The 25,957-nt window shown below is 72.6% G+C and carries 2 protein-coding genes (1 of these 2 cut by a window edge); one reads left to right on the forward strand and one right to left on the reverse strand.

Translation table 11 applies throughout. The features are described from left to right. Positions 1 to 24,589: the 5' portion of an NUDIX domain-containing protein gene (locus CFP66_RS10735; RefSeq protein ID WP_094922686.1), read on the reverse strand. The gene continues 12,422 nt to the left of window position 1, outside the view; the window shows 24,589 of its 37,011 coding nt (coding positions 1–24,589); the start codon lies at positions 24,587 to 24,589; its stop codon lies beyond the left edge, outside the window. A 530-nt stretch (positions 24,590 to 25,119) separates the two neighbouring features. On the opposite strand from CFP66_RS10735, the gene CFP66_RS10740 reads away from it, so the two are divergent. Then, complete coding sequence (locus CFP66_RS10740; protein ID WP_094922687.1) at positions 25,120 to 25,551, forward strand: hypothetical protein; 432 nt, start codon at positions 25,120 to 25,122, stop codon at positions 25,549 to 25,551. Positions 25,552 to 25,957 lie beyond the last annotated feature (406 nt).

Consider the following 25,957-nt stretch of genomic DNA (forward strand, 5'->3'; position numbering starts at 1 on the left):
TGTCCGCCTCGACGAGCGCGATTCGACCGTCCAGCCCAGCACCCGCGACCTCGTTCGAAAGCCCCATGGACGACTCGTGGAGCTCGACCGCCATGAACACCACGACGAACACATCGGCTTCCACGCCGGAGGCCCGTTCCCGGATCCGATCGACGTCCGCATCACCCGCCAGCACGTCGCCCCGTACCGACAGCATCCGCGCCCGGCCGGCAACCGCAGCACCCCGCTCACCCGCGTCGTTCAACAGCCTCGTTGCCCGATCCACCAGGTCTGCGAGTCGCTCCGACACCTCACCGTCCCGCGCCGGTGCACCCACGACGCTGTCCGCCGCCGCATGGGCCGTAGTCGATCCCGCCCCGGCGGCCGGCCCGCCGAGCACCGCCGTCGCGGCGAACACCACCACCGCGGCTCCTCGCAGCAGCCGCCAACCAGCCATCGGCGTGGCCTCCACGACCGCAACGCGCACCGTCGCCGCTCTGCCCGGAGGCGCCCGAGCACGCACCCACGCCAGCACCGCCGACGCAGCCCACGAGGTCACCATCACCAGACCCGCGGCCGTCAACACCGGCATGCTCTGGACGAACCCGGCCACCACCCCCACCGCACCCAGCAGCAGCGCACCACCCGCGAGGGTCCCGACCGACACCCGCCCGGCGTCGTGGCGCGGCGCGTCATCCGCATCGGGAAGGCGCGGCGACATCTGCGCGACCAGCTCCCCGAGGAGCTCGTGCAGGGGGCGCCGGTCGAGCCCGAGCGCCGTGCCCAGCTTCTCGGGTAGCAGGCTGGAGTAGGCGGTGGTCGCGGCTTGCCGCACCGCCTCCTCGATGTCTGCTGCATCTTCCGTGGCGTGCTCGACCGTGGGCGGAGCAGCCGCGGTCCCCCAGTACAGGAGCCGCGCGGCCAACCCGAGCGACTCGACCTCGCGCAGCGTCACCCCAGCCGGTGCGGCGCGCGCCTCGATCGCGCGAGCCAGGTCCTCGACGGTGCGCCTCGTCTGCTCATTGCGGTGGCCACCCAGTCCGGCTGTCCGCCATGTGGCAACGACGGCGCGCGCCAGTGTGGGTATGCCTGTTCCGTCCAACGCGTTCGCGAGGGAACGCAGCTCGGCCCGCGCGAGCACGACCGACGTCGCCGCCGCGTTTCGGATGCGGAGTCGGCCAACAGCGCCCCGGCCACGGCCGGTGCCGAGGATCAAGGTGGGGAAATCGCGGCGAGGCAGCTTCCAGCGCCGGGTGGCGGGGTACTCGCCGAGGCCCCTCCGGATCACGTCACGGCGGACCTGCCTGGGGATCTTCCAGGCGTGGATGCCCCGATCCCGGAGGGTCGACTCCAAGGCTGCGACCGCGGCCCGCTCCACCGGGGTGATGCCCTCCGGCCCGAGCCGCTGGACGGTCAGTGCGGCCAGGTCCGTGCCACGCGGCAGCGTCCGGTCGCCGGCACGCACCTGCTGCCGCAACCCTCGACGGGCCTCCCGCCAGAGCTTGGTCAGCTCAGGTTTCGTGCGGTAACCCCGGTCGATGTCCCCCTCTGCCAGACCCAACCGCACGAGCGCATCCAGCGACTCGGCCCAGCCGAGGCCACCGTAGGTGGCCTGTAGCCGCGCCGGGTCGACCCTGCCCCACCGCCGACCTGCGAGCACCGAGAACCGCTCCAGCAGCGTGGTGGGAAGTCGCAGCGATGAGGTGTCGCGCCCCCACATCAGTGCGGCAGTCAGGGCGGCGTAACCCACCCCGTAGACCAGGTCCCCCAGGTCCGGAGAAGTCAACGTGTCGAAGATGCTGTACCCGAAGTAGTTGAGACCCCACTGCGTCTCGCTCGTCGCGTTCAGCAGCACCGCCAACGGCACCAGCACGAACGGGATCCAGAACCGAACGAACGACCTCAACTCCGCCCGCGCGAGGTAGGTCTTCCCGGAGAAGTCACGCTCGTGCCAGAACCGCGCGACAACGACCAACGCGGTGGCCATCAGGCTGAGCGACAGGTTCCCGGCGTGATCGAACACGTCGAAGGGCTCAGGCAGCATGTCGCGCAGGTTCAGGACCGCGGTGTTGGCGAACACGTCGATCCGCTCGGGCAGGATCCCCGCCAGCGCCAGGCCGCCCTGGGCCAGCCAGCTCAGCACGGCTCCGACGCCGAAGCTCACGACGATCCACCGCCAGCGGGCGACGAACCGGCCGGACGCGAGGCCCGCTTCCTGGGCCGCACGCGCTCTGCGCAACGCCCCGGCGAATCGTGCCGGGAAGGCACCGTGGCGGGCCTGCGCGAGCACCCCGTACCACCAGGCACCGTCCAACCTGCCTGCGCTCAGGTGTGCGACGACCTCGTCCAGCATCGCCTTCGTGATCACGGCCGCGCCGCGATCGGCAGACCAGGACACGGGCCGCGCAGATGCGGGCGTCTGGCCGTCCGCCACCAACACCCTCATCCCGGGTGGGCCTCGCGGCATCACGTACGGCGCCATCTCCAACGGAGTCATCCGGCCGCCAGTCGCCGGCACCGCATGCACGTCCGGCCGGTCCGCGCCCGGCGGGCCCGCCGCCACAGCCGCCGCGCCACCGTCGGCCACCGCGCTGTGCTGCGACGCCCGCGCCTGCCGGTCCATGCGCCGCTTCCGCAGATCCGCTGCGATGCCCGCTGCTACCAGGGTCACAACGACGGTTCCGGTCCCTGCCCATCGCCCCCACTGGAATCGCCACTCGGCCTGCGGCTCGGCCACCTCCCAGCGCGCATTCAGCTCCGCCAGCTGCGCGTGCAGCGCGGGCAGTTCGGAACGCAGCTTCTCGCCCGACGGAGACAACCGACCGAGCCGCCCCTCCAGCTCGTCGGCCTGCCCGGTCAGTTCGTCGAGCCGTCCCGCCAACCCATGGGCCGGGACGCCATCCAGGGTGGTCCAGAGCTCGGACGTCTCATTGGACAGCCTCGCGACCGTAGGCCCGTCCGAGCTCAACCCCGCGAGGCGCGCTTCGAGTCGGTACGCATCCCGCGAGACCTGGAAGCCCGCGCCCTCGCCATCGAGCAAGCCCGCCCGTTCCGCCAGGTCGTGCGCCGCCGACCGCAGCTCCTCCTGGCGATCAAAGTGATCATCCAGCGCACGGGTGCGCTGCATCAGGTCCAGGGCCCGCTCCTCGAGCCGGGCGATCTCATCCGCCCGGACCGCCGTCCAGGCCTCGTACCGATGCTCCAACTGCACCGTCAGGCCGCCGAGCCGCGCTTCCAGCCCGGCCAGCTCCGACCGCAGCTCCCGGTCCGGGGTCAACTCCGCGAGCCGGTCCTCGAGCGCATCCAGGCGTTCCGACACCTTGCCGACCGGCGCTCCGTCGAGCTCGACGCTCAGGCTCAGAACGTCGTAGCCGAGGCTCCCGAGGTCGGCCCCTCGATCAGCCAGCTCCGCAGCCCGCGCCTCGATCTCGTTCGCATCCTTCGCGATTCCGCCGGCCCCGGCGTCACCGGCGGCACCGGCGAACCGGCCCGCTTCGCGGGCAACGTCTTCCGCTTCTCGGCGCAACTCGTCGCCGCCCCGGTACACCCCCTGCGCCTCCGACACGCGCCGATCCAGGTCGTCGACCCGATCCCGCAGCCGCGACCGTTCGTCGGCCCGGTCGGCCGCCACACCGGACGACGCCCCCTGCTCCGACACCCCCTGCTCCGACACCGCGTGCGCGCTGTCCGAACCCGCAGCCGCGAGGGGCCCGCCGAGCACCGCCCCGCCGGCAAGCACCGACGCCACAGCTCCCCGCACCAACACCCGACCGGCGAGCGCAGCCCGGCCACGGCCCCGTGGCGCGAGCACCGGATGCCGCCAGGTGAACCCGAGCAACCCCACGGCGGCCAGCAGCCCCAACCCGACCGCCGCGGCGACCGCCCCAGCCGGCCCCGCAAGCCACCCGGCCAGAGCCACGGCGGCGGCGCCCGCACCACCAGCCGCTGCCCATCCCACGGTCGTCTCGCCGGACTCCGGCCGGTGAAGCGGATTCCCCTCGATCTCGTCGACGCGTCCGGCGTCACCGGCCTCCTCCGAAAGTCCCGTCGGCGCGTCCTGCGTCCCGGCAACCCGCGCCTCACCTGCCAGTTCGATCTGCTGTTCGCGCAGGCGCAGGTGCTGGTCGTCGAGGTACTTGCTGATCTCGTGCACCTGCCGGGTGCCGACGCCGAGCCGCTCGTGCAGTTCTTCGGGCACCAGCTTCGCGAAGGCGGCGGCGAGGACATCGCGCAGCGGGTCACCGACATCGATCTGATAGGACAAGGTGCCTACGAGGTGGACCCTCTCCCTGGGCTGGGACGGACCCGCGGCACTCGCCCAATACAACAGCGGAACGGCGATCCCGACCAGCTCGCTGATCCGCAGCGCCTCGGCATCCACCACCCCAGCCAGGTACGACTCCACAGCGAGCGACGCCACCTGGTCTGCCAGAACGTAAGGCAGATACGGGTTCTCCTCGGTGAGGCCCCCCTTGCCCCACCTCTTACTCATGCCCTCCGCCACGTCGTGGCGAATCCGGTTGCGGTCAGCCCGGGACAGCCCCAACCCGTCGATGGCGGTGTCGAGGCTCTTCTTCGCGCTCTTGATCAACGGCTGGAGCGCGTCCTTCGCGACGGCGGTGGGCGCAACCCGGTCCAGCATGGCCAGGTAGCGCTGGTCGAGGTGGACAGCCACCAGCCGCTGCCAGTCCGGCCGGTTGGCGAACAGCGCGACGACACGGTCCCGCTCGGCCAGACGGTCGGCGATGATCCGCCAGGACTCCTCCCAGCCGCGACTGTCGATCTCGTCGCGCACCCGCTGCGACAGCCAGGTCGGCTGCCGTTGCTCGTCCACCGGCATGGAGGAGCGCCCGGCCACCCGACCCGCGAGCTCGGCGATCACCCGGCGCTGCTCTCCACCGAACCCGTCCCACCCGGCGTACAGCGCCTCCGTGAGCACCTGCAGGACGCCCCAGGCATCCATGGCGTAGACGACGAGCTCCGTTCCCTCGGTGCGGGCGAGCTCGGTCACCTTCCGACCACTCGGATCGGTGATCGGTTCGTGCAGGAGCCGCAGCCGCACCGCCGGGGCCGGGGCCGTCCGGTCGAGGGGCTGACCACGCAGGATCGCGAGCGTGTAGGCGACGTAGCGCCGCAGCGCCGCCTGCTGGGCAGGGAAGCCGACCGGCGTCCGCGCGAACCTCGCGCGCTCGGGATCGAGATGGTCGGCCCAGGTCTCCCGCGTTGCCTGGTCGAGATCGACCGCACCGAGCAGGGACACGATGTCCGGGAGCGCCGCGAGGATCGCGTCGTTGCCCGGCAACCGCCGCTCGGCCCGCGGGGCCGTCCTCAGCGCCTCGAGTTCCTCCGCCATCGTTCGGGCCTCGGCGAGGAGCTCCCCGGCCGTCGCGGCATCGGGTGCGCGGTTCAGGGCCGCGGGCAACGACTCCAACAGCTCCAGCTTCGCGGACCGCTGCCGCGCGCGCTCAGCCGCCGCGGTGTGCCCGCGCACGCCCGCGTACCAGTCCACGATCCGAGCCAGGGCGTTCACCTGCGCCGAGGCCGCGGCCCGCGCGTCGTGCAACCGGCCGACCAGGTCCCGCGCCTCACGCAGCCGCCCGTCCTCATCGAGGGTCACACCCTCGACGCGGCGTCGGTGCTCGTACAACACCAGTGCCTGCGTGAAATAGGTGGCCCGCCGCACCCCGTCGACCAGGTCCGGCATGAGGCGGTCGACCTCGGCGAGCAGGTCGGAGAACAGCACGAACAGGGGCTCGCCGTTCTGATCCGTCGTGTAGGCGAGCACATCCGTGAAGTGCTCGAAACCGTTCCGTGGCAGCACGACCACACCGGGGAAGCTCGTCCCGAGCATCGGCGACGCCCGCATCAGCAGGTCCGGGTCATCCCGGAACATCCGGGCGAGCTTCGCCTCGAACACCGCCTTCCGCAGGCCCCGCAGCTCGTACCCGGTGTCCGACGAGTCCGCCAACGACCCGGTGCGGACCCTCCGGGGCCCGCCGGGCCGTCCCGGGCTGTTGCTGTCGGGGACACCGTTGCCCGAGCGCCGACCGGCCCCGCCGTGCCTGCCCTGCGAGCGGACGGCCGTACCGGTCATGACCGCGTCGGGCAGCGCACCGGCCTGGCTGCGCCACGCGTGCACCAGCTCCGACGTGTTCGTCTCGGCTCCCGAGCTCCGGGCCGATCCGGAATCGCCGGTGGCCCCGGCACCCGCAGGCCCACCGAGCAGGACCGCCGCGATCCCGAGGGCCGCGAGCATGCGCCGCGGTGCGGGCGGAGCACGCGTGCGAACCGCGTTCCACAACCCCTGCGTCGCCACCACCACGCGTGCCCGCGACAGCAGCCCCGCCCGCCAGGCCCGCACCACCAGCGCTGCGAGCCCGATCGCCGCGGCAGCGCCCGCCAGCGCCAGGACGACCGTGGCCGGGAGCGTGGGAAGCCCGATCGCCAGGGCGAAAGCGACCGTGCCGAGATCGAAGCTCCGGTATCCCGACCCGCGTCGGGACTGCTCGGTCCGGAACTCGTACCGGATACCGGAACCGAACCGCAGCAGATCACCGTCCGCGAGCCGGGTGGGCCGCGTGACCGACGCGCCGCCGACCCGCACCTCGGCGTCCCCGAACGGAGCGACGTACCAGCCCCCCGCGGTGTGGTAGATCACGGCGTGGACGTCGTCGTCACCGACACCCAGTTCCAGGTCGGCACCGCCGCGGCCGATCACCAGGCTCGCCCGGACGGGGTATGTGCCACTGCGCTCACGACTGTCCAGGGCGTGCAGGCCGGCCCGGCTGTCGGTCCACTCGGCGCCGTCGGGCAGCCGCACGACCATCCGGCCGCGCTCGGTCAGCACGACCCGGCGGTTGCCTGCGAACGCGCCGACGAGCAGGTACCGGTCCGGCAGTGACAGCCCCGCTGTGCTCGCCCAGCCGGAGCGCTTCAGCAGGTCGGCCATGCCGGCGGGGACGGCCGCATCCCGGAGCGCCCACCCGATCTTGAACCCGCCTTCCGGGTCGACCAGCGTGGTCATCCCCATGGCGCGAAGCCGGTCCTCGGGCTGTCCCCACGCCAGGTCCTCCCCGTACTCGCCCTCGTACCCGAGTTCCGTGTCCTCGTCGGGCAGCAACCGCCGGTCCAGGGCCTCCCGCCACGCCACGGTGCCGTCCAACCGGGCCAGCTCCTGGCCAGTGGCCCGGTCGAGCCGGGACAGCGTCGCCCGGTACGTCCACCACCGGTTGCGGCTGACCCGCTCCAGCACCCCGCGCAGCGACGCCAACCGGTTCACGAGCGACACCAGCCGGGGCACGTCGAAGGCCGCGCGCGCCCGCTCGATCTCCCACCGCGTGTACGCCACGGCGGCCGCCCGGCCGATGCGCCCGCCCAGGTTCCAGCCGCGTTCCACCGTCGGCCGCACCCGGAACGACAGCAACCAGAGCATGTTCCCCAGGAGCATCGGGGCGGCGGCCACCACGTCCGCACCGAGCGCGAGACCGAGCAGCCCCACCCCGAACAGGGCCGTCCCGGCATGCGCCGACGGGTAACCGTCCAGGCCCAGCCGCCGGGCCAGCTCCGCGCCTGCATGCTCCCGTGGCAGGCCACGGACGAGCCTGCCGACGCCGAACAGCGTCAGCAACAGCGCCCCCGTGGCGATCACCACCTGCCCGATCACCGTGCCGACGCCGGGTGCTGTGGCGGCAGCCGCGATCGGGAGAGCCGCCGCGGGGGCCGCACCCGCGACCAGCACCACAACGGCGAGGGCCGCCGCCAGAGCCTGCCGCACCCACGACGCCCGCGCGCGGGTCGTGGTCTCCGCGCGCACGATCGGAGCCTCCGTGAGGTGGGCAGGCGGGACCGTCACCGCGAACACGACACCGTCCGGCGAGACCACCATGCGGTCCGGCTGCTTCCAGTCGGCGACGGCATCGCGGATCTGCGACTCGGTCACGCCCAGCCGGGCCACCAGGCCTGCGATCGTCGCGGCGCGAGCCTCGCCCAGGCTCAGCTTGACCTTCATGGCCAACGGCAGATCATCGGCAAGGCCGCGTTCGTGCGCGTCGTGGGGCAGCCCGTCGACCTCGGTGAGGCCATCCCGGTGGAACCCGTTCTCGTGCGCGTCGAACCGCAGCCACCACGCGTTCGGCAGCAGCCCCAGCCGGGTCATCCGGACGAGGTCGGCGTAGGTCTCGGCGAACATCACCCGCCGGCCCTGCGGCGCGAGTAGCGGATGCCGCCAGGTGAACCCGAGCATCCGGCCCGGCAGGTCGTGCAGCTCCCTGGGCAGCACCGTGAAGGCCGTGTCGTTCTCGATCAGGTCGATCGGCTGCCCGGTGACCGGGTTGACGAACTCGCCCCGCACCTGCGCCATCGCGTACAGCTCGGGCAACGACGCCTCGAACGCCGCCACCTGCACGTCGCTGAGCGGGGCACCGAACATCGCCGCGCCCGCGTCACTCGCGGGGGCGCGGTCACCGGTGGCCCGACGATCGGTGCCGGGGACAGCGGTGCCGGGGATGTCGTCGTGAACGGCGTGCGGGGGTGGGCCGCGCGCCGTCGTGTCCACCTCGACGGCCGAACCCTCCGCCACCGGTCGGGCCGCGGCCGGGCCGGCCGGGGAGTCCGGCGTGCTCCCGCCCGCGGTGGGCACGGCGTCGTTCGACCCCGTGCCACCCGTCCCCGCTCCCCCCGCCTGCCCGGCGTGTGAGGTGCTCGGCAGGCCGCCTGCCACGTTCTGGCGGGTGCTGCCGTCGCCGACCGGGGACGGGCCGGCCCGGGGCTGCTCCGGGTCGGTTCCGACCGGGAGCACGCCGCGCAGCGCGTCGAGCTGCCGGCGGATCTTGCGTTCCCCGCGCGTCGAGCTCGGGGAGCCCAGTTCCGACAGGAGAGCGTCGATCACCCCCACTGCTGTCCGGTAGATCGCCGGGTCGGGGCTGTCCACCGCGCGCCGGTCCGGGTTGACCCACGTGAACGGGTCGTTGCGGCTCAGGTCGGCCCGCCAGCCCCCCAGCCCCACCGTGCCCCTGAGGATCAGCCGCCCACCCACGTAGACGGCCGGGCGGTGAGTCGCGGTGATCCTCAGCTCGTCGATGTCACGGCCGGCGGTCTCCGCGGTAGGGCCGTGGGGGACCGCGCCGAACGCGGGGTCGCCGGTGGCAGCGAGGTACTGCGACCCGGTGTCGTCGCGGATCACGACGCCGAGCTCCGTCAGCTGATCCAGTGCGACCTTCAGCCGGTCGGCGAGCTCGCCCTGCCCCGTCCGCACGGCAGCCCGGTACTCCAGCCAGATGGTGCCGGCCGCCTCGGCGAGGTGCCGGATCTCCGGGCTGCCGTACATCTCGTGGCTGTCCGGCATGACGTACCACCGGCCGTCGTCGCCACGGTAGGCGTGCAGGATCCCGACGGTGTCCGCTGCGGCGAGAACGTCCTCCACGCTGCGCCCGAGTGCCTCGGCGAGGTCCGCGGCCGGCATCGGGCCGTGGTGGCGGCCGAGCCGCTGCCAGATGTCCCGGAACAGGTTCTCCCGGTCGACGCCGGTCCTCTGGAGGGTCTCGGCATCGACCCACGGGGTCCCCTCCGCGCCGGCATCCCGGAGCGCACCGACCCATTCCGTGGAGAACTCGCCGATCCGCGCGATCTCCTCGTCGGTGAGACCACTGTCCGCAGCGCGACGCACCGCAGCGTCGAGGCGGCGCTGGGCTGCGGCGTTCTTCCGCAGCGCCTCCGCGTGCGTTCCCATCGCCGCATCGGCCGCGGCCTGCAGAGCCGCGTAGGCACCTTCCTCCTCGGCCGCCGCGCGCTCGGAGTCGAGGCCCTTGACCATGATCCAGAAGGCGTACTCGCCCAGGTGGGTGATCTGGATGATCAGGGAGGGCGCCATCCCGTCGAGGTAGGCCTGCCGGACCGCAGGCTCCATCTCGGCCACCTGACGGCGGGCTGCTGCCGTCAGGTCGGCGAAGGCCTGGTCCGCGTCCTCGATGGCGGCAACCAGCTCCGCCTCCCCCGTGGCTGCGCTCCTGGGCGAGGCGGACGAACGGGTGGCGACGGCGATGTCGTCGACCGGGACCCCGGCAGCGCGCGCCTTGCCGATGGATCGCTCCAGCATCGCCGGACGCAGGCGCCTGACCAGCTGAACGTGTTCGTCCGCAGCTGCCAGCGCCGACTCGGTCGCGGCCAGGGCGGTCTCGGCGGTGACCAGGTCCTGTCTCGCCCTGCCGAGCGCTGCCCGGGCCTCCCCGTGCGCGGCGTCCACCGCCGCAACTGCATCCCGCAGTGTCGTGGCGACCGCGGCGGGGTCTGCCGGCGTCTCGGGCTCGACACCGGTGAGCAGCCGGTCCAGCTGCTCGGCCGACAAGCGGGTGATCGCGCGGATGTCGTCGGTCGGCAGGCCTTCGCGGTAGGCCTGCCGGACCGCCGGTGCCAGATCGCGGGCCTCGTTCGCGCCCGACTGCACCAACGCGGCGCGGGCGCGGTCCACGGCCGTCGCGGCCGCTGCCACCACGTCCCGGGCATCGACCCGGGCCTGCCAGGCCTGCCGGTGCCGGGACGTGGCCACTGCCAGCATCCCGTCCACCCTCGCCACCGCACCCTCCAGCGCGACCGCGCTGACGGCCCGGATGCTCCGGTCCACCTGCTCGCGGGACAAGCCGGTTGTCGTGGCGATCTCGGCGACGTCCATCCCGGCGTCGTGCGCCTCCCACACGGGTTCCGCCAGAGCCGCCTGTGTGCTCGCCACGACCTGCACGACGTGGGCGCGGGCGCCGTCCACGGCCTCCCCGACCAGCGCGGCCTCGTTGCGCAGGGCCACGGCCACCTCGTTCAGCCGGGTCAGGCCCTCCTCGAACGTCGCGGGTGGAGCACCCGGTCCCGGCAGGGACCCGTCCTGCGCGATCCGGGCCACGTCGGCCGGGTCGAGCCCCAGCAGAGTGGCCACGGCCCGGTGGCGCAGCTCGGTCACCTGCTGCGACGGGGACGGGGTCGCGAACAACCACCGGATCAGGTTCTGGCGCCGCTCGGTCCAGGCGTTCACGGCGTCGGTCCGCCGCTGCTGCGCCGCCTGCAACCGCTGCTGCGCCGCATCCTGCGACGCGTCCACCGCGTTGGTGACGGCCAGGAGCCGGTCGGCCGGGGCCGACGAGGTGTGGGCGCTCCCGGCGGGATCCGCGGTCGCCGGCTCGACGGCCCGGTCCTCCAGGATCGCGGAGACCTGATCCGTGGTCAGACCGACGGCCTCGGCGATCGCGCCGACCGACAGGCCCGGTCCCCCGGTCAGCGCCTTCACGAACGGGGCCAGCTGGGCCGGGCGCTCGTCGGCCGCTTCCCGGACCGCCGCGCTGCGCATGTTCTCGAGGTCTGTGACCAGCGTGGCGAGTCGCTCCTCGAACGAGGTGTCCGGGTCGCCGGGGTCGCGCCGCTCGTTCTCCAGTGCGGGCTGGTGGAGAGCGGCCTGCACGTCCTCGACCGGGACACCCAGCGCAGCGGCCGCCTTCTGCTGCTGCGCCGCCGCGTCCTCGGGTGAGAGCGGCGCGTGGTCCAGCAGCGACCGGACGCCGGCGTCCCGCCTCCGGACGAGATCCGCCTCCTGCTGCCGCGCCGCCTCCTCGTCCAGCGCACGCGCGATCCCGCGCAGCAGTGCCTGCGCCAGGATTTCCTCGACCCGCTCGAGGCTCATGCCGGTGAGCTGGGCGATCCTCTTCGGGGGCAGCGCCGTGCCCCCGGTGCCCGCCTGCTCGACGAGGCCGGCGAGCGCCTCGTCGTTCGCGTCCACGGTCTGCTGCCGCTGCTGCGCCACCTCGGTCAGCCCGGCCAGCCGGGCGCCGAACGTGCCCACGGGCACGTGCAGGTCGGGTGCGTCGGCGTCACGGGGGCCACGCGCGATCTCGGCGACCTCGTCGGGGTCCATGCCCAGCACATCGGCCAGCTGCCGGCGCCGGTGCGAGACCTCGGCGTCGGCCTGCGGGTCGTCCGCGAGCAACATCCGGATCGCCTCGTTGCGGAACGCCGCCCACGCGGTGTCGCCCGCGGCGACCGTGGAGCCCGCGGTGGCGAGCTCGTCGTAACGCCTGCGGATCTCGTCGACGGAGCGGTGGACCCGGCGCAACACCCGTGCCGGGATGATCGCGGCCACCCGCGACGCCGCCCGTCCGTCGGCAGGTGTCAACGGGTGCTCCACCTGCCGGGTCACCAGCTGCTGCAGCCGCGCGTTCTGCGCGGCGTCCAGCCCGGCGACGTCCTCGCCCGCCCGAGCGGTGGCCAGCGACGGCAGGTCGATGCCGAGCGGGTTCGCGGCCCAGGTCATCGACGCCGCCACCGCCGCCGCGTTGGTGATCCGGCCCGGCGCATCCTCGTGCGACGTCGAGAGCCGCGGGCCGTTGTTGTGCCGGGCGACCTCCACCAGCATGGCGTTGTCCGCAAGCGCCTCGCCCGTCAGCGGCCCGGACCTGGTGACCGCGGGCCCGGTCGTCTCCTCGACGACGTACTCGAACTCGTCCGGCAGCACCCGGTCCTCGTTCGACCGCAGCGTGAACGACATGCCGTGCTCACCCTGGCGGCCCGAACGGCTGCGGCGCTGCATCTCGGCACGCACGTTCGGGGCGGTCCCCAGGTCGAGGGTGTACAGGCCGCCGCCCTCGACGTTCAACGCCGCCTTCTCCGCGGCCGCCTCCTGCGTGGCCTGCTCCTTCAGCCCGGCACGGGCTGCCTCGTACTCCGGGCTGCCCTCCTCGATGTCCGGGTTCTTCTCCCGCCACGCCGGCAGGAGCTCGTTCTCGAAGACCCAGTCCGCGTTCCCGCCCAGCTTGATGTCCTGGCCCCGCAGCTCGAGGCTGGTCACGGTGATCCGCCCCCGCCTGCCGGCGTTGGCCTCGACCCGCTTCCGGTCACCGATGTTCTCGGCCGTCAGGACGTCCACCTGGTGGCCTCGCGATCGCAGCTCGGCGGCGACCGCCTCGGCGTGTGCTGGCGACTCCGCGCGCAGGAGGACCGGGAAGCTCTCGCCCTTCCCGCCCTGATCGTGCACGTCCGGGTCCGGGTCCCGGTCCGGCTCGATCCCGTTGCGCCGGAGGAGGTCGTGTCCGCTGACGTTCTCGTCGTGTGCGGCTTCGACGACCGTCAGCCCACGGTCGTCCGCCTCGGCCCGTGTTCCATAGGCCTCGTCGATGTCGTGGGCTCGGCGGCGGATGTCGGGTTCGGGCGTGACGACGTCCTTGCCGAGCTTCGTCCAGTCGGCCTCGTCACCGGCCGAACCGGTGGAACCGGACCACGGTGTGTCCTCGAGCAGGTCGTCCAGACCCATGTGGTGGATCGTGTTCGTCGGGGACTTGACACCGCGCTCACCGAAGTAGCGCATCTCGAGAACCTCGTGGACGCCACCGGGGTAACGCTGGTTGAGCTCCGGATACCCGGTCGCCGCGTTGATCGGGAAGATGCCGCGGTGGACGGTGCCGTCCTCGGTGGTCACCGTGGTGACGAATGCGCTGCGCTCTTCATGACCGTTGGCGCGCAGGGCGGCCTCGGTCCAGCTCTGCAGCGCGGGTTCGGCGTCGAGATCGTGCAGCGCGCCGAGGCGGGTGCGCCCGGACTCGGTCAGCCTGCCCGTCCTCGGGTGGTAATGCCCGTTCGGGTTGTCCGCGGTGACCGGTTCGAGCCCCTTGGCCGCCTGCTCGCCGAGTCCGATCTCCTTGGTCGGGAGCCAGCCGTCCTCCGCCGCACTCGCGATGCGCCAGGTCGTGTTCCTACCGTCGAGGATGAGACTGTCGACCTCGGGGATGACCCAGAAGTCCGGCTGCACATAACCGTCCGGGCCGCCGGTCAGGGTGTGCGCCTTGGCGAACGCGAAGGCATCGGTCGCCCCGAGGACGATATCGGCCTCGGCGAGCACCTTCGCAATGCGGTGCGAGGGCATCGACTCGTGGATGTAGCCCACCGTGACGGGCTTGCCCACCTTGTTGGTGATCCCGGCGGCCAGCCGGCGGACGACCAGTTCCGAATCGGCGGCCAAACCCCTGTTCGGGAACGCCATGTAGACGCGATCGCCGTCCAGCGCCACGCGCGTCAGCCCACCCATGGCGTCGACAACCGTCTTCCCACCACCGCTGACGATCTGCACGACCTTGCCGAGCGCGACGCCGACGCCCCCGATGATCTGGTCGTTGCGCAGCTTCCCGCCCGCGGGGATCGGCCTCGACTCACCGCGCGCCTCCCGGCCCAGGATCCCGACCGCGTCGGCCTTGGCCTGCTCGTCGCTGATCTCGCCGCGCTCGCGCTGCCCGCGAATCTCCTTCAGCGCGAGATCGGTGTCGACGAACCGGGGATCGGAGCTCTCCGCGACGCGCGCCCGGTCGAGCGGGTCGGCGTACTCCTGCGCGGTTCTCCGGTAGGCGGCCTCGTCCTCCCGACGCACCTCGCGGGTGCTCTCGACAGGATGGGGATGACCATCGCCGGGTGGGCCGTGGACGCTGCCGGCACCGGTCATCGGCTCCGCGCCGGCGATGCCGGCGCCGCCGGCCACGGTCGGGGCGTCGGCGCTGGTCGCGGCGACGCCCTTCGGAACCACCGCCGCGGGCGGGACCTGCTGCGGTTCACCGTCGGCGTCACTCTTGGCCGCCTTGGCTCCGACGTAGTCGGGCAGCTCCACGTTCCGCGCCACCCGGCCCCCGCCGAGGACCGTGACCGCCTTCGCCCGCTCCCGCACCTTCGCCGCGGCCGCGCCGGAGAGCGGCACGTTGCTGTCGACGTCGTAGTAGCGGACCGCCCCGTTCTCGTACTTCGCGTACACGAGGTGGGCGACGTCCGAGCCCTCCACCCAGACCCAGACCCCGGCGCCGCCGGGCGCGGCGGCGACATCCTGATCGACGGTCGCTGCGGTCGTCGACTTCGTGTGCCCGTCGTGAGCAGCCTCCAGCCGGCTCGCGACCACCGCGGAACTCTGGTCCTCCGGGCGTGCCGCCGGCACCTCGTCCAGGGCGACATCGGCCTGGTCGTCGGCAGCGGCGCGCGCCTCGAGGACGCAGGCGCAGTTGTCCTCCGGTCTCAATGACGGCGTCTCGGCAGCAGGCCGGTCGACCGAGGTCATCGACTCCGGCGGGGTACCGGCCTTCTTCTGCCGGATCAGCTGATCGATCATGGCGGTCCGCCCGGCGTTGACGTACGGCCTCCGGTTGACGTCACCGCCACGGGTCGTTGCGCGCACCATCGCCGCGTCGACCGCGCTGCCGACCTCCATCTCGGTGTAGGCGCGACCGAAGTTCATGCCCAGCTTGTTGTAGGCCAACGACGTCGAGAGCAGGCCCGGAACGTAACCGCGCCAGGGTGTGAGACGACCGGTGAGACCACGCGTCCACAGGAACCGGGCACCGGTCCGTCCGGTGGCCAGAACGGTGGCCAGGCCGTCGAGCCCGGCAGCCCCCGTCGCATACGCCTTCGACGCGATACCCGGCTGGTGGAAGGCCGCCACTGCCCTCCCCCGGATCCGGAGACCGGCGGATCCGGCACGGATCGTCGGCACCAGGGGCTTGGCCACGCTCAGCGCCGCCGCACCCAGACCGCGCCCGGCCCACACGAACGGCTTGAACGGCCACATGGTCACGCTCCCGGACCACAACAGAACGTTCGAGATCCTGTTGACGCGGGCCGCCGTGGAGAGAGCGGCGCGGGAGGCCGCGGTGGCGCCCACCGCCGCACCCTTTCCGCCCAGCGAGATCAGCTTCATGCCTGCGCCGACTCCCATCAGCGGCAGCGTCACCGTGCCGGCGTCCTCCAGGAAGGTGGAGACGGGCGCGTAGTAGTAGTCGTCCGCGATGGTGGCCCAGTCCGGACCCCACCGACCGTCGTGCTGGATCCAGCGGTCCTGGAACCGGTAGCCGGACAGGAAGATCCCGCCGGTGATCGGCGCGACCCTCGCGCCGTACTCGAAGCCACCGCGAACGGTCCCGTCCACCTCGCTGGGCATCAGTTCGGGCAGCTCGTCGAAGTAGCTGAAGCCGGACACGGCCATGTATCCCAAGAACGACTCGTCGTCCTGCCGCTCGCGTACACCGCCGATGCCACCACCGGCGGCCATCGCGGCGACGAGACCGGCCATCCCGCCGTCCTCGAGGATGTCGATCCCGAGGCGTTGCGCGTACGAGGAGATCGACTCGCCGTGCTCGTACTCCGGCAGGTCGCCGGTCACCGCCGCCGTGGCGAACCCGACCGGGCTCAGCTTGTTGAACGGGGACAGCTCGCGGCCGTTCTCCGCTTCGGTCTTCACCCCTTCCACGAGACCCGGGATCATGTTCGCCGCGACGTTCCCCAGGTCGTCGGCGAGGATCGCCGCGAACCTCCACCCGTTCCTCCCGGTGGTCGCCGTCAGCCCCGTCGCCTCGGTGTCGCATGCCCCGGCCCGCACACAGGTCTTGGTGAGCCCCTCCCGGTCCGGCGCGGAGGCGCTCAGGTGCAGGCTCTGGTCCGAGTCGCCCCAGGACCGGGCGTGCTCCGGTTCCGCCGTGCCGGCACACCACCCGTTGCCCGCCGAGCGGCAGTCGGAGGAGGTGTCCCAGCCCGCCAGGCCGAAGAGCGTGTGCAGGCCCGCTTCGGTGTGCGTGCGGAACCCGCCCCGACAGGTGCCGTTGCTGTCGACGCACATCCCCGACGCCGAAGCCGTGCCGAGGCGCCCGTCGTCGCCGCCCGTCGCGGCCGACGTGACGCTGACGCCACACCGCCCCGGTAGGCCCATCCCACAGTGCTTGTCCGCAGCAGCCGTGTTCTTCCCCGAGTCGGCGGTTGCCGTGACATCGGCGGAGTACGTGCAACGGGCGGTGCCGGTGCACCATGCCTCGGCCTCCGCCAGGCCGTTCTCCTCGTCGACCGAGGCGTTGGCGGCCAGCGAGCACGATGTCGAGCCGACGTTCCCCGAGTCGTGGCAACCGGCGCCCGCTCGTGCCGCCAGACCGTCCGCCGCCGCCTCGGCGGTGGTGGAGCCCGCGACGCGGTAGCCGCAGTTCGCGGGGTCACCGTTCGTGGCACAACCCGCCCCGAGCTCGACATGCGCCGGCAACGTCTGCGCCCGGGCCGGGACGTGGCCGCCGCAGACGCCAGGCAGGCACGGCGTGCTGACGACGGTCGTGGCCGGGACGTACTTGGCCGTCGAGTGGGACGAGCACTCCGGGCCCTGTGTGCAGTCGGAGCTCTGGACCGCCATCCCGCCGGGCAGGGTGATCGAGGCCGTGGTGTGGGTCTCGACGCGCGTGCACCTGCTGCTGCCCGAGGCGTCGCAGTCCGCGTAGGCCGCGACCGTGCCGTTCTCCGGGTCGTAGGACACCGACGCGACGGTGGTGCAGGCCTTCGTGGTTCCGGTGCACTGCGCATCGGCGGTGCCCGTGTGCTTCGTGGTGGAGGTGGTCCGGTCGAGGCTGCCGAACGCCCAGGAGTCGTGCGTGCAGGTGCCCGCAGCGGGCTTTGCGCAGTCGGAGGTGGCCGCCACGTACGCCGGTACGGGCTTGCGGATCCGGTCGCCGTTCACGTCGGTGACATAGACCGGTTCGCCGCTCTTCGTCGTCTCCCAGCTCGCCGGGACGTAGGCGAGCTGCCCGCTGGCCTGGCACGACCCGGCGGTCGCCGTGCAGTGCGAGTTCAGGCCGCCCAGCACCGACCCCTCCTTCGCCGACCCCGGTGCGACCTGGCCGGGACCGACCAGCCAACCGGTGAGGTGCGCTTCCGAGGTGACGCAGGCGGTACCGCCCGTGTGCTCGCAGCTCGCCCAGGTGGCGGCGTTCCCGGTCTCCGGGTCGTAGTAGCCGGCGACCGAGGTGAGGCACGTGCCGGTGGTACCGCGGCACTCGCTCACCGCATCCCCGTCGAGTCGGCCCTTTGCGGCGCCGAAGTCGCGCACATCGATGTGGGCCTCGGTCCTGGAGTACTGGGTGCAGACCGCGGACCCCGTCGTCGCGCAGCCGACGCCGAAGTCGAGCTGCGGCATCGTCTGCTCGCCGGCCTTGCCCGTGGTGGACGGGTGGTACTTGGCGACGCCGAACACCGCACACGAGTCCGTCGTACCGTCGCAGCGCACCCGGTTCTCGCCGGAGAAGTGGCCGCCGACCCCGTCGACCTTGCCGGTGATCTCGCTGAAGTGACTGCACGTACCGCCCTCGGTCCCGCAGGCCGACTGCACGTCCATCCGGCCGGTCTTCGGGTCGTAGGAGGCCGTCGCCGACGAGCTGCAGTAGCCGCCCGACGTCCCCCCGGAGCACTCCGATCCCGCGCGGCCCGTCTGGCCCCATGCGGCCTTCGCCGCGTGGGCCCGCGTGGAGTACCCGACGGCGCAGTCGGCCGCACCCGTGCAGCCCGCACCCGCCGTCGCCCAGCCCTTGCCCGCCTCGGCCTGCGCGGTGACCGTCAGCGCGTTGCCCGACCCGTATCCGGAGGCCGAACCCGTGGCGTGGGCGTTCGCCGAGCTGCTGTGCACGCCGTCGCCGTAGGACGCGGCGGCGTGGGCCGCACCGGACGTGGACCAGTAGCAGTTCGGCGCGCCCTGGCACGACGTGACCGCGGTCGCGTACCCGGGCCCGGCCTGAGCCTGCGCGGCCACGTTCACCTGGCCACCACCAGGACCCGTGCCCGAGTCCGAACCGGACGCGTACGCCTTCGCCCAGTTGCCGCCGTACGCCGCACTGTCGGATGCCGTACCTGAATACGACCACCGGCAGTTCGCCGAACCGGCGCACTGAGCCGCCGCAGCCGCATAACCCGGCCCGGCCTGGGCCTGCGCGAGCACCTCGACCTGACCACCACCAGGACCCGAACCGGAATCCGAACCCGACGCGTACGCACTCGCCCAGTTGCCCCCGTACGCCGCACTGTCCGACGCCGTACCCGAATACGACCACCGGCAGCTCGCCGAACCCACACACTGAGCCGCCGCAGCCGCATAACCCGGCCCGGCCTGAGCCTGCGCAGCCACCTCGACCTGACCACCACCAGGACCCGAACCGGAATCCGAACCCGACGCGTACGCATTCGCCCAGTTGCCCCCGTACGCCGCACTGTCGGATGCCGTACCCGAGTACGACCACCGGCAGTTCGCCGCACCGGCACACTCGGCCGCCGCGGCCGCGTAACCCGGCCCGGCCTCGGCCTGCGCGGCGACCGCGACGTAACCGTCGCCCTCACCGCCGCCGCCGGAACCCGACGCGGATGCATGCGTGCCGTAGCCGGCCGCGTCTGCGGCGGATGCGCTGTAGAAGTGCTCGCACCACGTGCCCCTGGCGGCCTCGCAGCCGGAGGCGGCCACGGCCTGCCCGTCCTCGGCCTGCGCCACCGAGAAGTTGCTGCAGTAGCCGGAGCGGCCGCGCCGGCCGCAGTCGCCGTTGGCGCGGGCCCGCTCGTCACCGACCTGCACCTCGGCGCCGGTGGTGGCGCGGAAGCGGCACGTCGCGCCCGTGCCCTGGCAGGAGGCCTGTGCTTGGGCCCGGCCGTCTTCGTCGACGAGCGCGAGGGCGCTGGTGGTGCAGCGGCCCGAGCCGTTCCCCTTGCAGATGCCGTACGCCTCGGCGCGCGCACCGCCGGCCCACGCCTCGGCCCTCGTGTCGGTGCCGAACCGGCACTTCGAGCCCTTGCCCTGGCACGATGCCGAGGCCACGGCCTCGCCCTTCTCGGTGATCTGCACCGCCGCGCTCGTGGAGCAGCGGCCACCCGCCTCCCCGCGGGAGCGGCACTCGGCGAGCGCCCTCGCCGTGCTGTCGTCGATGTGCTTCACGGCCGTCGTGCCGGTGCCGAAGCGGCACGTCGAGCCCTTGCCGCCCGCACAGGACGCCGTGGCCTGCACGCCCGTCTCGGTGAGGGCAACCATGGAAGCCGACGAGCAGGTGCCGGTCGTGCCCGCTCGGCAGACCGCCCGAGCCTTGCCGCGGGTGTCCTCGTCCATGGCGTTGCCGACGGTGCGCGTGCGGCAGCCGGCGCCTGCGCAGTCCGCGCTGACCTGGCTTGCCCCCTTCGCCACGTAACCGCCGGTCGACGAGGCGCAGAAGCCGCGGGCACTGCAGGTGGCGGTGGCCTTCCCGGCCACCGTGCCGGTGTTCGACCCATTGGCGTTCGTCCTCGACGTGGTCCGAACCTGGCACCCGGCCGAGGTCCCGTCGTCGCACCGCCCGGTGATCGTGGCGTTCGTGGCGACGAACGGGTCGTTGCCCTGGCCGACCACCTTCGTGGTGGTGGTGGTCAGCTGCGCGGTGCACACGCCGCGGCATCCGGTGGCGCCGCGCTCGGTGGTGGTGCTGCGGCGGCCCTCGGGGCCCGCGATCACGGTGGCGCGGCCGGTGCTCGTGCCCCGGCAGCCCGCGTCCCGGCAGGCGATCTCGGTGGTCACCCGGCCGTTCACCGTGTAGCCGGGGATGTCCCACTTCTGGCCCTTCCGGGCCGCGTAGGGCTTGCCGGCCTTCGCCTTCGGGTCGACCTTCGTCTCGCCGGCGTTCGGGATGACCACGGCGTCGGCGTGGCCTGCGACGGCACAGCCGCTCGTACCCGCGCGGCAGGTGGAGGTCTCGGCCGCCGCGCCGGGGGCCTGGGCGGTGACCGTGACTCTGCAGCCCTGACCGGCGCACTCGCCCGTGAACGACGAGTCGGACCAGATCGCCGGGGCGTCCTTCACCGGCTTCGCCGCCAGCCTGGCTGCGGCGCGGGCATCCTTGCGGGCCTCACGCGCCTGCTTCGCCAGCTTCACGGCGGTCTTGCGTTGCTGGGCCGTCGCGCCCTTGCGGGCGGCGGCCGCGGCCGCCTTCTTCGCGGCCTTCCCCGCTTGCCGGGCCTGCTGGGATGCGTCCTCGGCGGCGGTCTTGCGCTGCTCCTCGTAGATGTCGGCCACGACCTGGCCGGTCCCCGCCGCGGAGCTGCCCGTCACCGTGCAGGCACTGCCCGAGGTGACGCACTCGGCGGAGGTCAGGGACTTGCCCGGAGGGCCGCGAGCACTGCCCGCGCCGTTCCTGCCGATCGAGTCGTCGCTCCCCCACGCCGCGTGGCGGGCGCCGCCGGTGCAGGCGGTGCCGCTCGCGCAGGCCAGCGTCGCGTCGGACATCGACCAGCTGGATGCGCCCGAGACCGTCGGCGCCCCCGAGCCGGCCGACGAACCACCCGGCGCGACCGGTGCAGGCGGGGTCGAGGCGCCCCGCTCGCCCGCCGGCGCGTCGCCGGGGGTCTCGCTCTCGGTGACCGTCGCGTTGGCGGTCGACCGGCCGGTCATGATCGGGGTGATCTCGTTGGCGTTCGGGTCGGAGGACGAGCCGGAGTTGACCACGGCCTGGCAGATCCCGCCGCGGATGTTCGTGCAGGCGCCGACGGCGTGGGAGCCGCGCGCGTCCTCCGACACGGCCGGGTTCCGCGCTTCGGCGGCGGTGCGGACCGAGCCGTTGCAGACCGCGCCGGACTCGCAGACGAGGACACCGCCCGCCACCGAGGCGGCCGACGGGCCGCGGCCCTGGCGCTTGCCGTTGACCTCGCCCGCGTCGGCGAGCATCGTCACCGCGCCCGGGCCGGACGCGGCGGTCGAGATCGAGCGGACCTCGCAGTGGGCGTTCCGCCCGGCGTTGCAGCTGGCCTGGTCGCTCGAGGTCTCACGCTTGCCGCCCGCGACGGCGCCGTCCCACGCGGTGGAGGTGGTGCGCACGGTGCCGGAGCAGCGGGCGTCGCCCTCGCACTCCAGGTGGCCGGTGGAGGTCGAGACCGACGACGGCCCCTTCTTCGAGCCGGACACCGCGTAGTCGGCGGCGCTCGACGCGGCCGACGTGCTCTCCCCGCCGCAGGCACCGTTCGTGACCCAGCACTCCATGGTGTCGCCGCTGCCGCGAGCGTGCTTCGAGACCGCGAGGTCCTTCGCGCTCGTAGAGCTCGAGGTCGAGACCGCACAGCGGGTGCCGTCGCTCTCACACGTGCCGCTGGCACTCGACCGGGAGACCGCGACCGGGCCGCCGACCGGGGCGAGCCCCGCGGCCTTCGCCTCCTGCCTGTTCCGGTTCTCCACCGACGTGCCGGACGTGCTCGCGCACTCGGCGCCCTCGCCCTGCGCGATGCAGGCCGAGCGGCCGGTGCTGCTGCGGCCCTTGACGTCGCCGGTCGCGGCGCCGGACGTGACGCTCTTCGTGGAGCCGAGGCACTGCACCCTGTCGCAGTCGAGGCTGCCGGTGGCGGTGGCGTCGGTGCGCAGCCGGTCGACCGGCGTGCCGGCCGCGGTCCGGACCACGGACCGGTCGAGCTCGACACCGGCCTCCGCGTCGCAGCTGCCGCCGGTGACGGCGCACGTCTCGGTGGCGCGGGCGTCGCGGTGAGCCGCCCGGCCGATGGCGTCGATCGCACCGTCCGTGCGGGCGGTGCCGGCCGCGGCACAGTTCGCGCGACCGTCGCAGTCGATCTCGAGGGTGGCGGTGCTCGCAGCGGAGCTGCCGTTGTCGCCATCGAGGTTGCGAGCCGCGGCGTCCGCCTCGCTGGCCCCCCGGCAGTCGCCGCCCGCCACCGTGCAGACGACCTCGGCGTCGGTCCCGGCCCGCGGCTTCGCCGGTACGGCGACGAGCTTGTTGCCGCCCGCCGCGTCCGGACGCCGGACCCACGTGGTGCGGTCGGCGCCCGCATCGGTGGCGAGGTCGCCGGTGCAGTCGGCGGTGTCGCAGTCGACCTCGGCGACGGAGCGGAAGCCGTCCTCGTCGTCGACCTCGATCGTCGTCGTGGTCTCGCAGCCGCGGACCGCGTCGCAGTTCGCCCGCGCGATCGCGTCCCCGTCACCCGCGCCACGGGGGCCCTTGCCGTGGCCCATCCCGTCGGCTGCCGAGCCGGTGCTCTTGCTCTGGCAGGTGCCGTGGATGCCGCACCCGGTGCCGGCGCCCTCCGGGGTCGCCACGCTGTGCAGGCCCACCGTGCGCAGCGCGCCGTCGGCCTTGGTCCAGGCCGCGGTCTGCACGCCGTCTGCGTCGCGGCTGGTCGCCGTCGACCCGCAGGCCTTGTCGGCGCCGGCGAGGTCGCAGGTGGCGGTCGCCTTCGAGGCGCCCTTGCCGGCGGCGACCTCGATCCCGGGAGTCAGGCCGGCGATGCCCACCCAGTACTCCTGGTCCTGCTTTCCGTTGCGGCTCTCGGCCATCGCGCCGCAGCCGACGAACGCGCCGTCGGCCGCGCAACCGCCGATCGCACCCTCGCCGTCCAGCTCCTCGGACAGGAGGTCCGCGTCGCGGTCGGTCGCGTCCATCAGACCGTCGGTCGTCTCGGCCACCGACGTACGCAGCTTCTCGTACTTCGCCGCGTGCTGCTGGTAGGCCTTCTTGCTCAGCGTGCCGTCGGCGACCTGCTTCCGCTCCTTCTCGAGGCGGGACTCCCAGGTGGTCACCTTGTCGTGCCCGGAGACCACCTCGTCGACGAGTGCCGCGTCCTCGGCGTCGACGTCGCGGCGCTCGCGGTCGACCTCCCGAATCAGCGTCCGGTGCTTCTTGACGATCTTCTTGTACGCGGCGCGGGACATCTTCCCCGCCTTGGTCGCCTTCTCGGCCTTCGCGAGCCGGTCCTCGCTCCTCTCCTGCCGGATGCGGTCGGCGAGGAACTCCTCGGTCTCCTCATCCGTGCCGCCGTCGGTGTCGACGCGCTGGCCGGCCTTCTCCGAACCCGGCTTCGCGAACTTCCGGTTCGCGCGGTTCTCGACCGCCGCGTGCACCGCGTCCGCGACCTTCTCGATCTGGTCCGGCTCGACACCCTTGTCGACGGCGACCTTCGCGACGTCGCGCAGCAGGCCCCGCACCTGCTTGGTGGAGGTCTCGCCATCGGCCTTCCTCGCGTGCTCCCCGATCAGAGCGTCGATGGCCCGGCGGACCGTCCGGCGCTCTTCCTTCTTCGCAGCCGCCTTCTTGGCGTTCAGCTTCTTCTTGGCGTTCAGCTTCGCGGCCCGCGCAGGCTCGCCCTTCCTCGTGTCCTTCTTCGCGGCTGCCGGCTTCGTCGTATCGCGCGCGTCGACGGAGCGCTCGGCGCGCTTCCCCGCGGCAGGCCGCTCGGCGCCGTCACCCGCATTCTTCCCGCGGTCGCCCTTGGCAGGCTTCTTCCTGCCGTCGTCATCGCGATCCTTGCGGTCGCCAACCCGGCTGAGCTCCTTCTTACCGCCCGCGCCTTTGCCGACCTTATCCTTGCCCTTGCCGGCCTTGGGCTTGGACTTCTTCTCGTCGTCGCCCTTCGACTTGCCCTTGGACTTGGACTTCTTCTCGCCGTCGCCCTTCGACTTGCCCTTGGACTTGGACTTCTTCCCGTCGTCGCCCTTCGACTTGCCCTTGGACTTGGACTTCTTCTCGCCGTCGCCCTTCGACTTGCCCTTGGACTTGGACTTCTTCTCGCCGTCGCCCTTCGACTTGCCCTTGGACTTGGATTTCTTCTCGCCGTCGTCCTTCTTCTTGCCCTTGGACTTGGATTTCTTCTCGCCGTCGTCCTTCTTCTTGTCGCCGGCGTTCTGCTTCTTCCCTCCCTTCGTCGCGTTCGCCGACACGGCTGCGGCCGGGACGGTCGCGGCGGCGTGGGCGGTCGAGGCGAGGAACGCCGACCCGATCCACATCACCGCGACGGAGGCGACGACCGCCAGGGCCCACCGGACGACCAGCAGCACGCGGTCCCGCGTCGAGAGCTCCAGCCGCACGGAGGCACCAACGCACGCGGGGAGGCCGGTGGCCTCTCCCTCGTGAGCGATGAACCTACGCATCGGAACTGACTCCCGTGAGTCGCTGGAACTGCTGGGTGGACGTGCCGGACCCGCGGCGACGCCGCTGACACCGCAAGAGGACATGCACAGACGAGGCCATCCGCACGTCGCGCCTTGGGCAGCGACCCACGCACCGGGCGGATGGACCGACCCGGCTTCCTACCTCTCGGCCCGGACCTTCCCGTTGCGCGACGTCAGCAACTGGTGGTCCGGCGATCGAGGGGTACTTTCGGCGTCGCAGGTGTACAGCGGGTATCTCCTGGCCCCCTGCCGGGTTATGACTTGGTTGCCTCTCCGCGTGTGGGCCTCGACCCGGTCACCCGCTTCGGGCGGTCACCCGGTCCAGCCATCGAGCGCCACAAGGGCGGCCCCCGACAGCAACGGCGCACGCTCCTGCTGTGCGGTCCGGGCGCACTCCCCGATCAACGGCTGTTCATCAGCCCGCCGCCGACCGACTCGGAGCAACTGTGCAGCAGTTCCGCATTCCGGAGATCGCACCGGTGCCGGGCGGAACGGACGCCGTTGTGGAGGGCCGCGCTCACGGCGTGGATGGCACCATCGGCACCCACCTCGCCTCGATGGCGGGCGTGATCGAGGAGAGCGCGTCACTCGATGCCGCGGTGGCGACGGGGACATCGGGGTTCGCCGTGGTGTCGGGCGGTGACGAGTTGCTGAGTGTGCCGGTGCCGGTGGTGCGGGAGCCGGATTCCGGCGGCCTGATCGGGACCGGATTCGAGGGCGACGCCGCCACTTCGCTCTTCGTCGTCGAAGGCGACATGGTGATGTCAGCGGTCCTTTCGACCGCGGCGGCCAAGGAGTTGACTGCAAAGCGGCGGCTGATCCGACGAGATATCGGTCGCCCGGCGGACGACTTGCAACCGGCTATCGGTAATCGCTAGGGTGCTGTGAACCATTCTCTACGAGAGGAAGTGACATCGAGTGGGTATGATGCATCGGATCGCCGATCGAGTGCTCGCGAGGATCGCGCCGGAAGTTCCGGCGGCCGCGTGCAAGGAAGAAAGCTGGTGCCACCGCTACAGCACTGGCTGCGCCATCCGGACCTGCTACTACGGCTGCGGGCGCCCCACCTTCTGCCGCAAGGGCATCGGCTGCGGGCCGAACTGCTAGCAGGCAGTCGGCGCGTAGCGTCGTCCGGCGGTAGCCGAATCCACTGATCACCGGATTCGGCTACCGCCGGTTCTGTTCCCGGTCCATCTCCTTCGCTTGAAGACTCGGATCGGCACCGTCCCGCGGCTGGATTACCCGCATCTGTTCCGTCGCCGCTTCGACGTCGTCATCCGCGGG

Origin of the sequence: Pseudonocardia sp. MH-G8 (assembly GCF_002262885.1) — a bacterium.
Taxonomy (GTDB): Bacteria; Actinomycetota; Actinomycetes; order Mycobacteriales; family Pseudonocardiaceae; genus Pseudonocardia.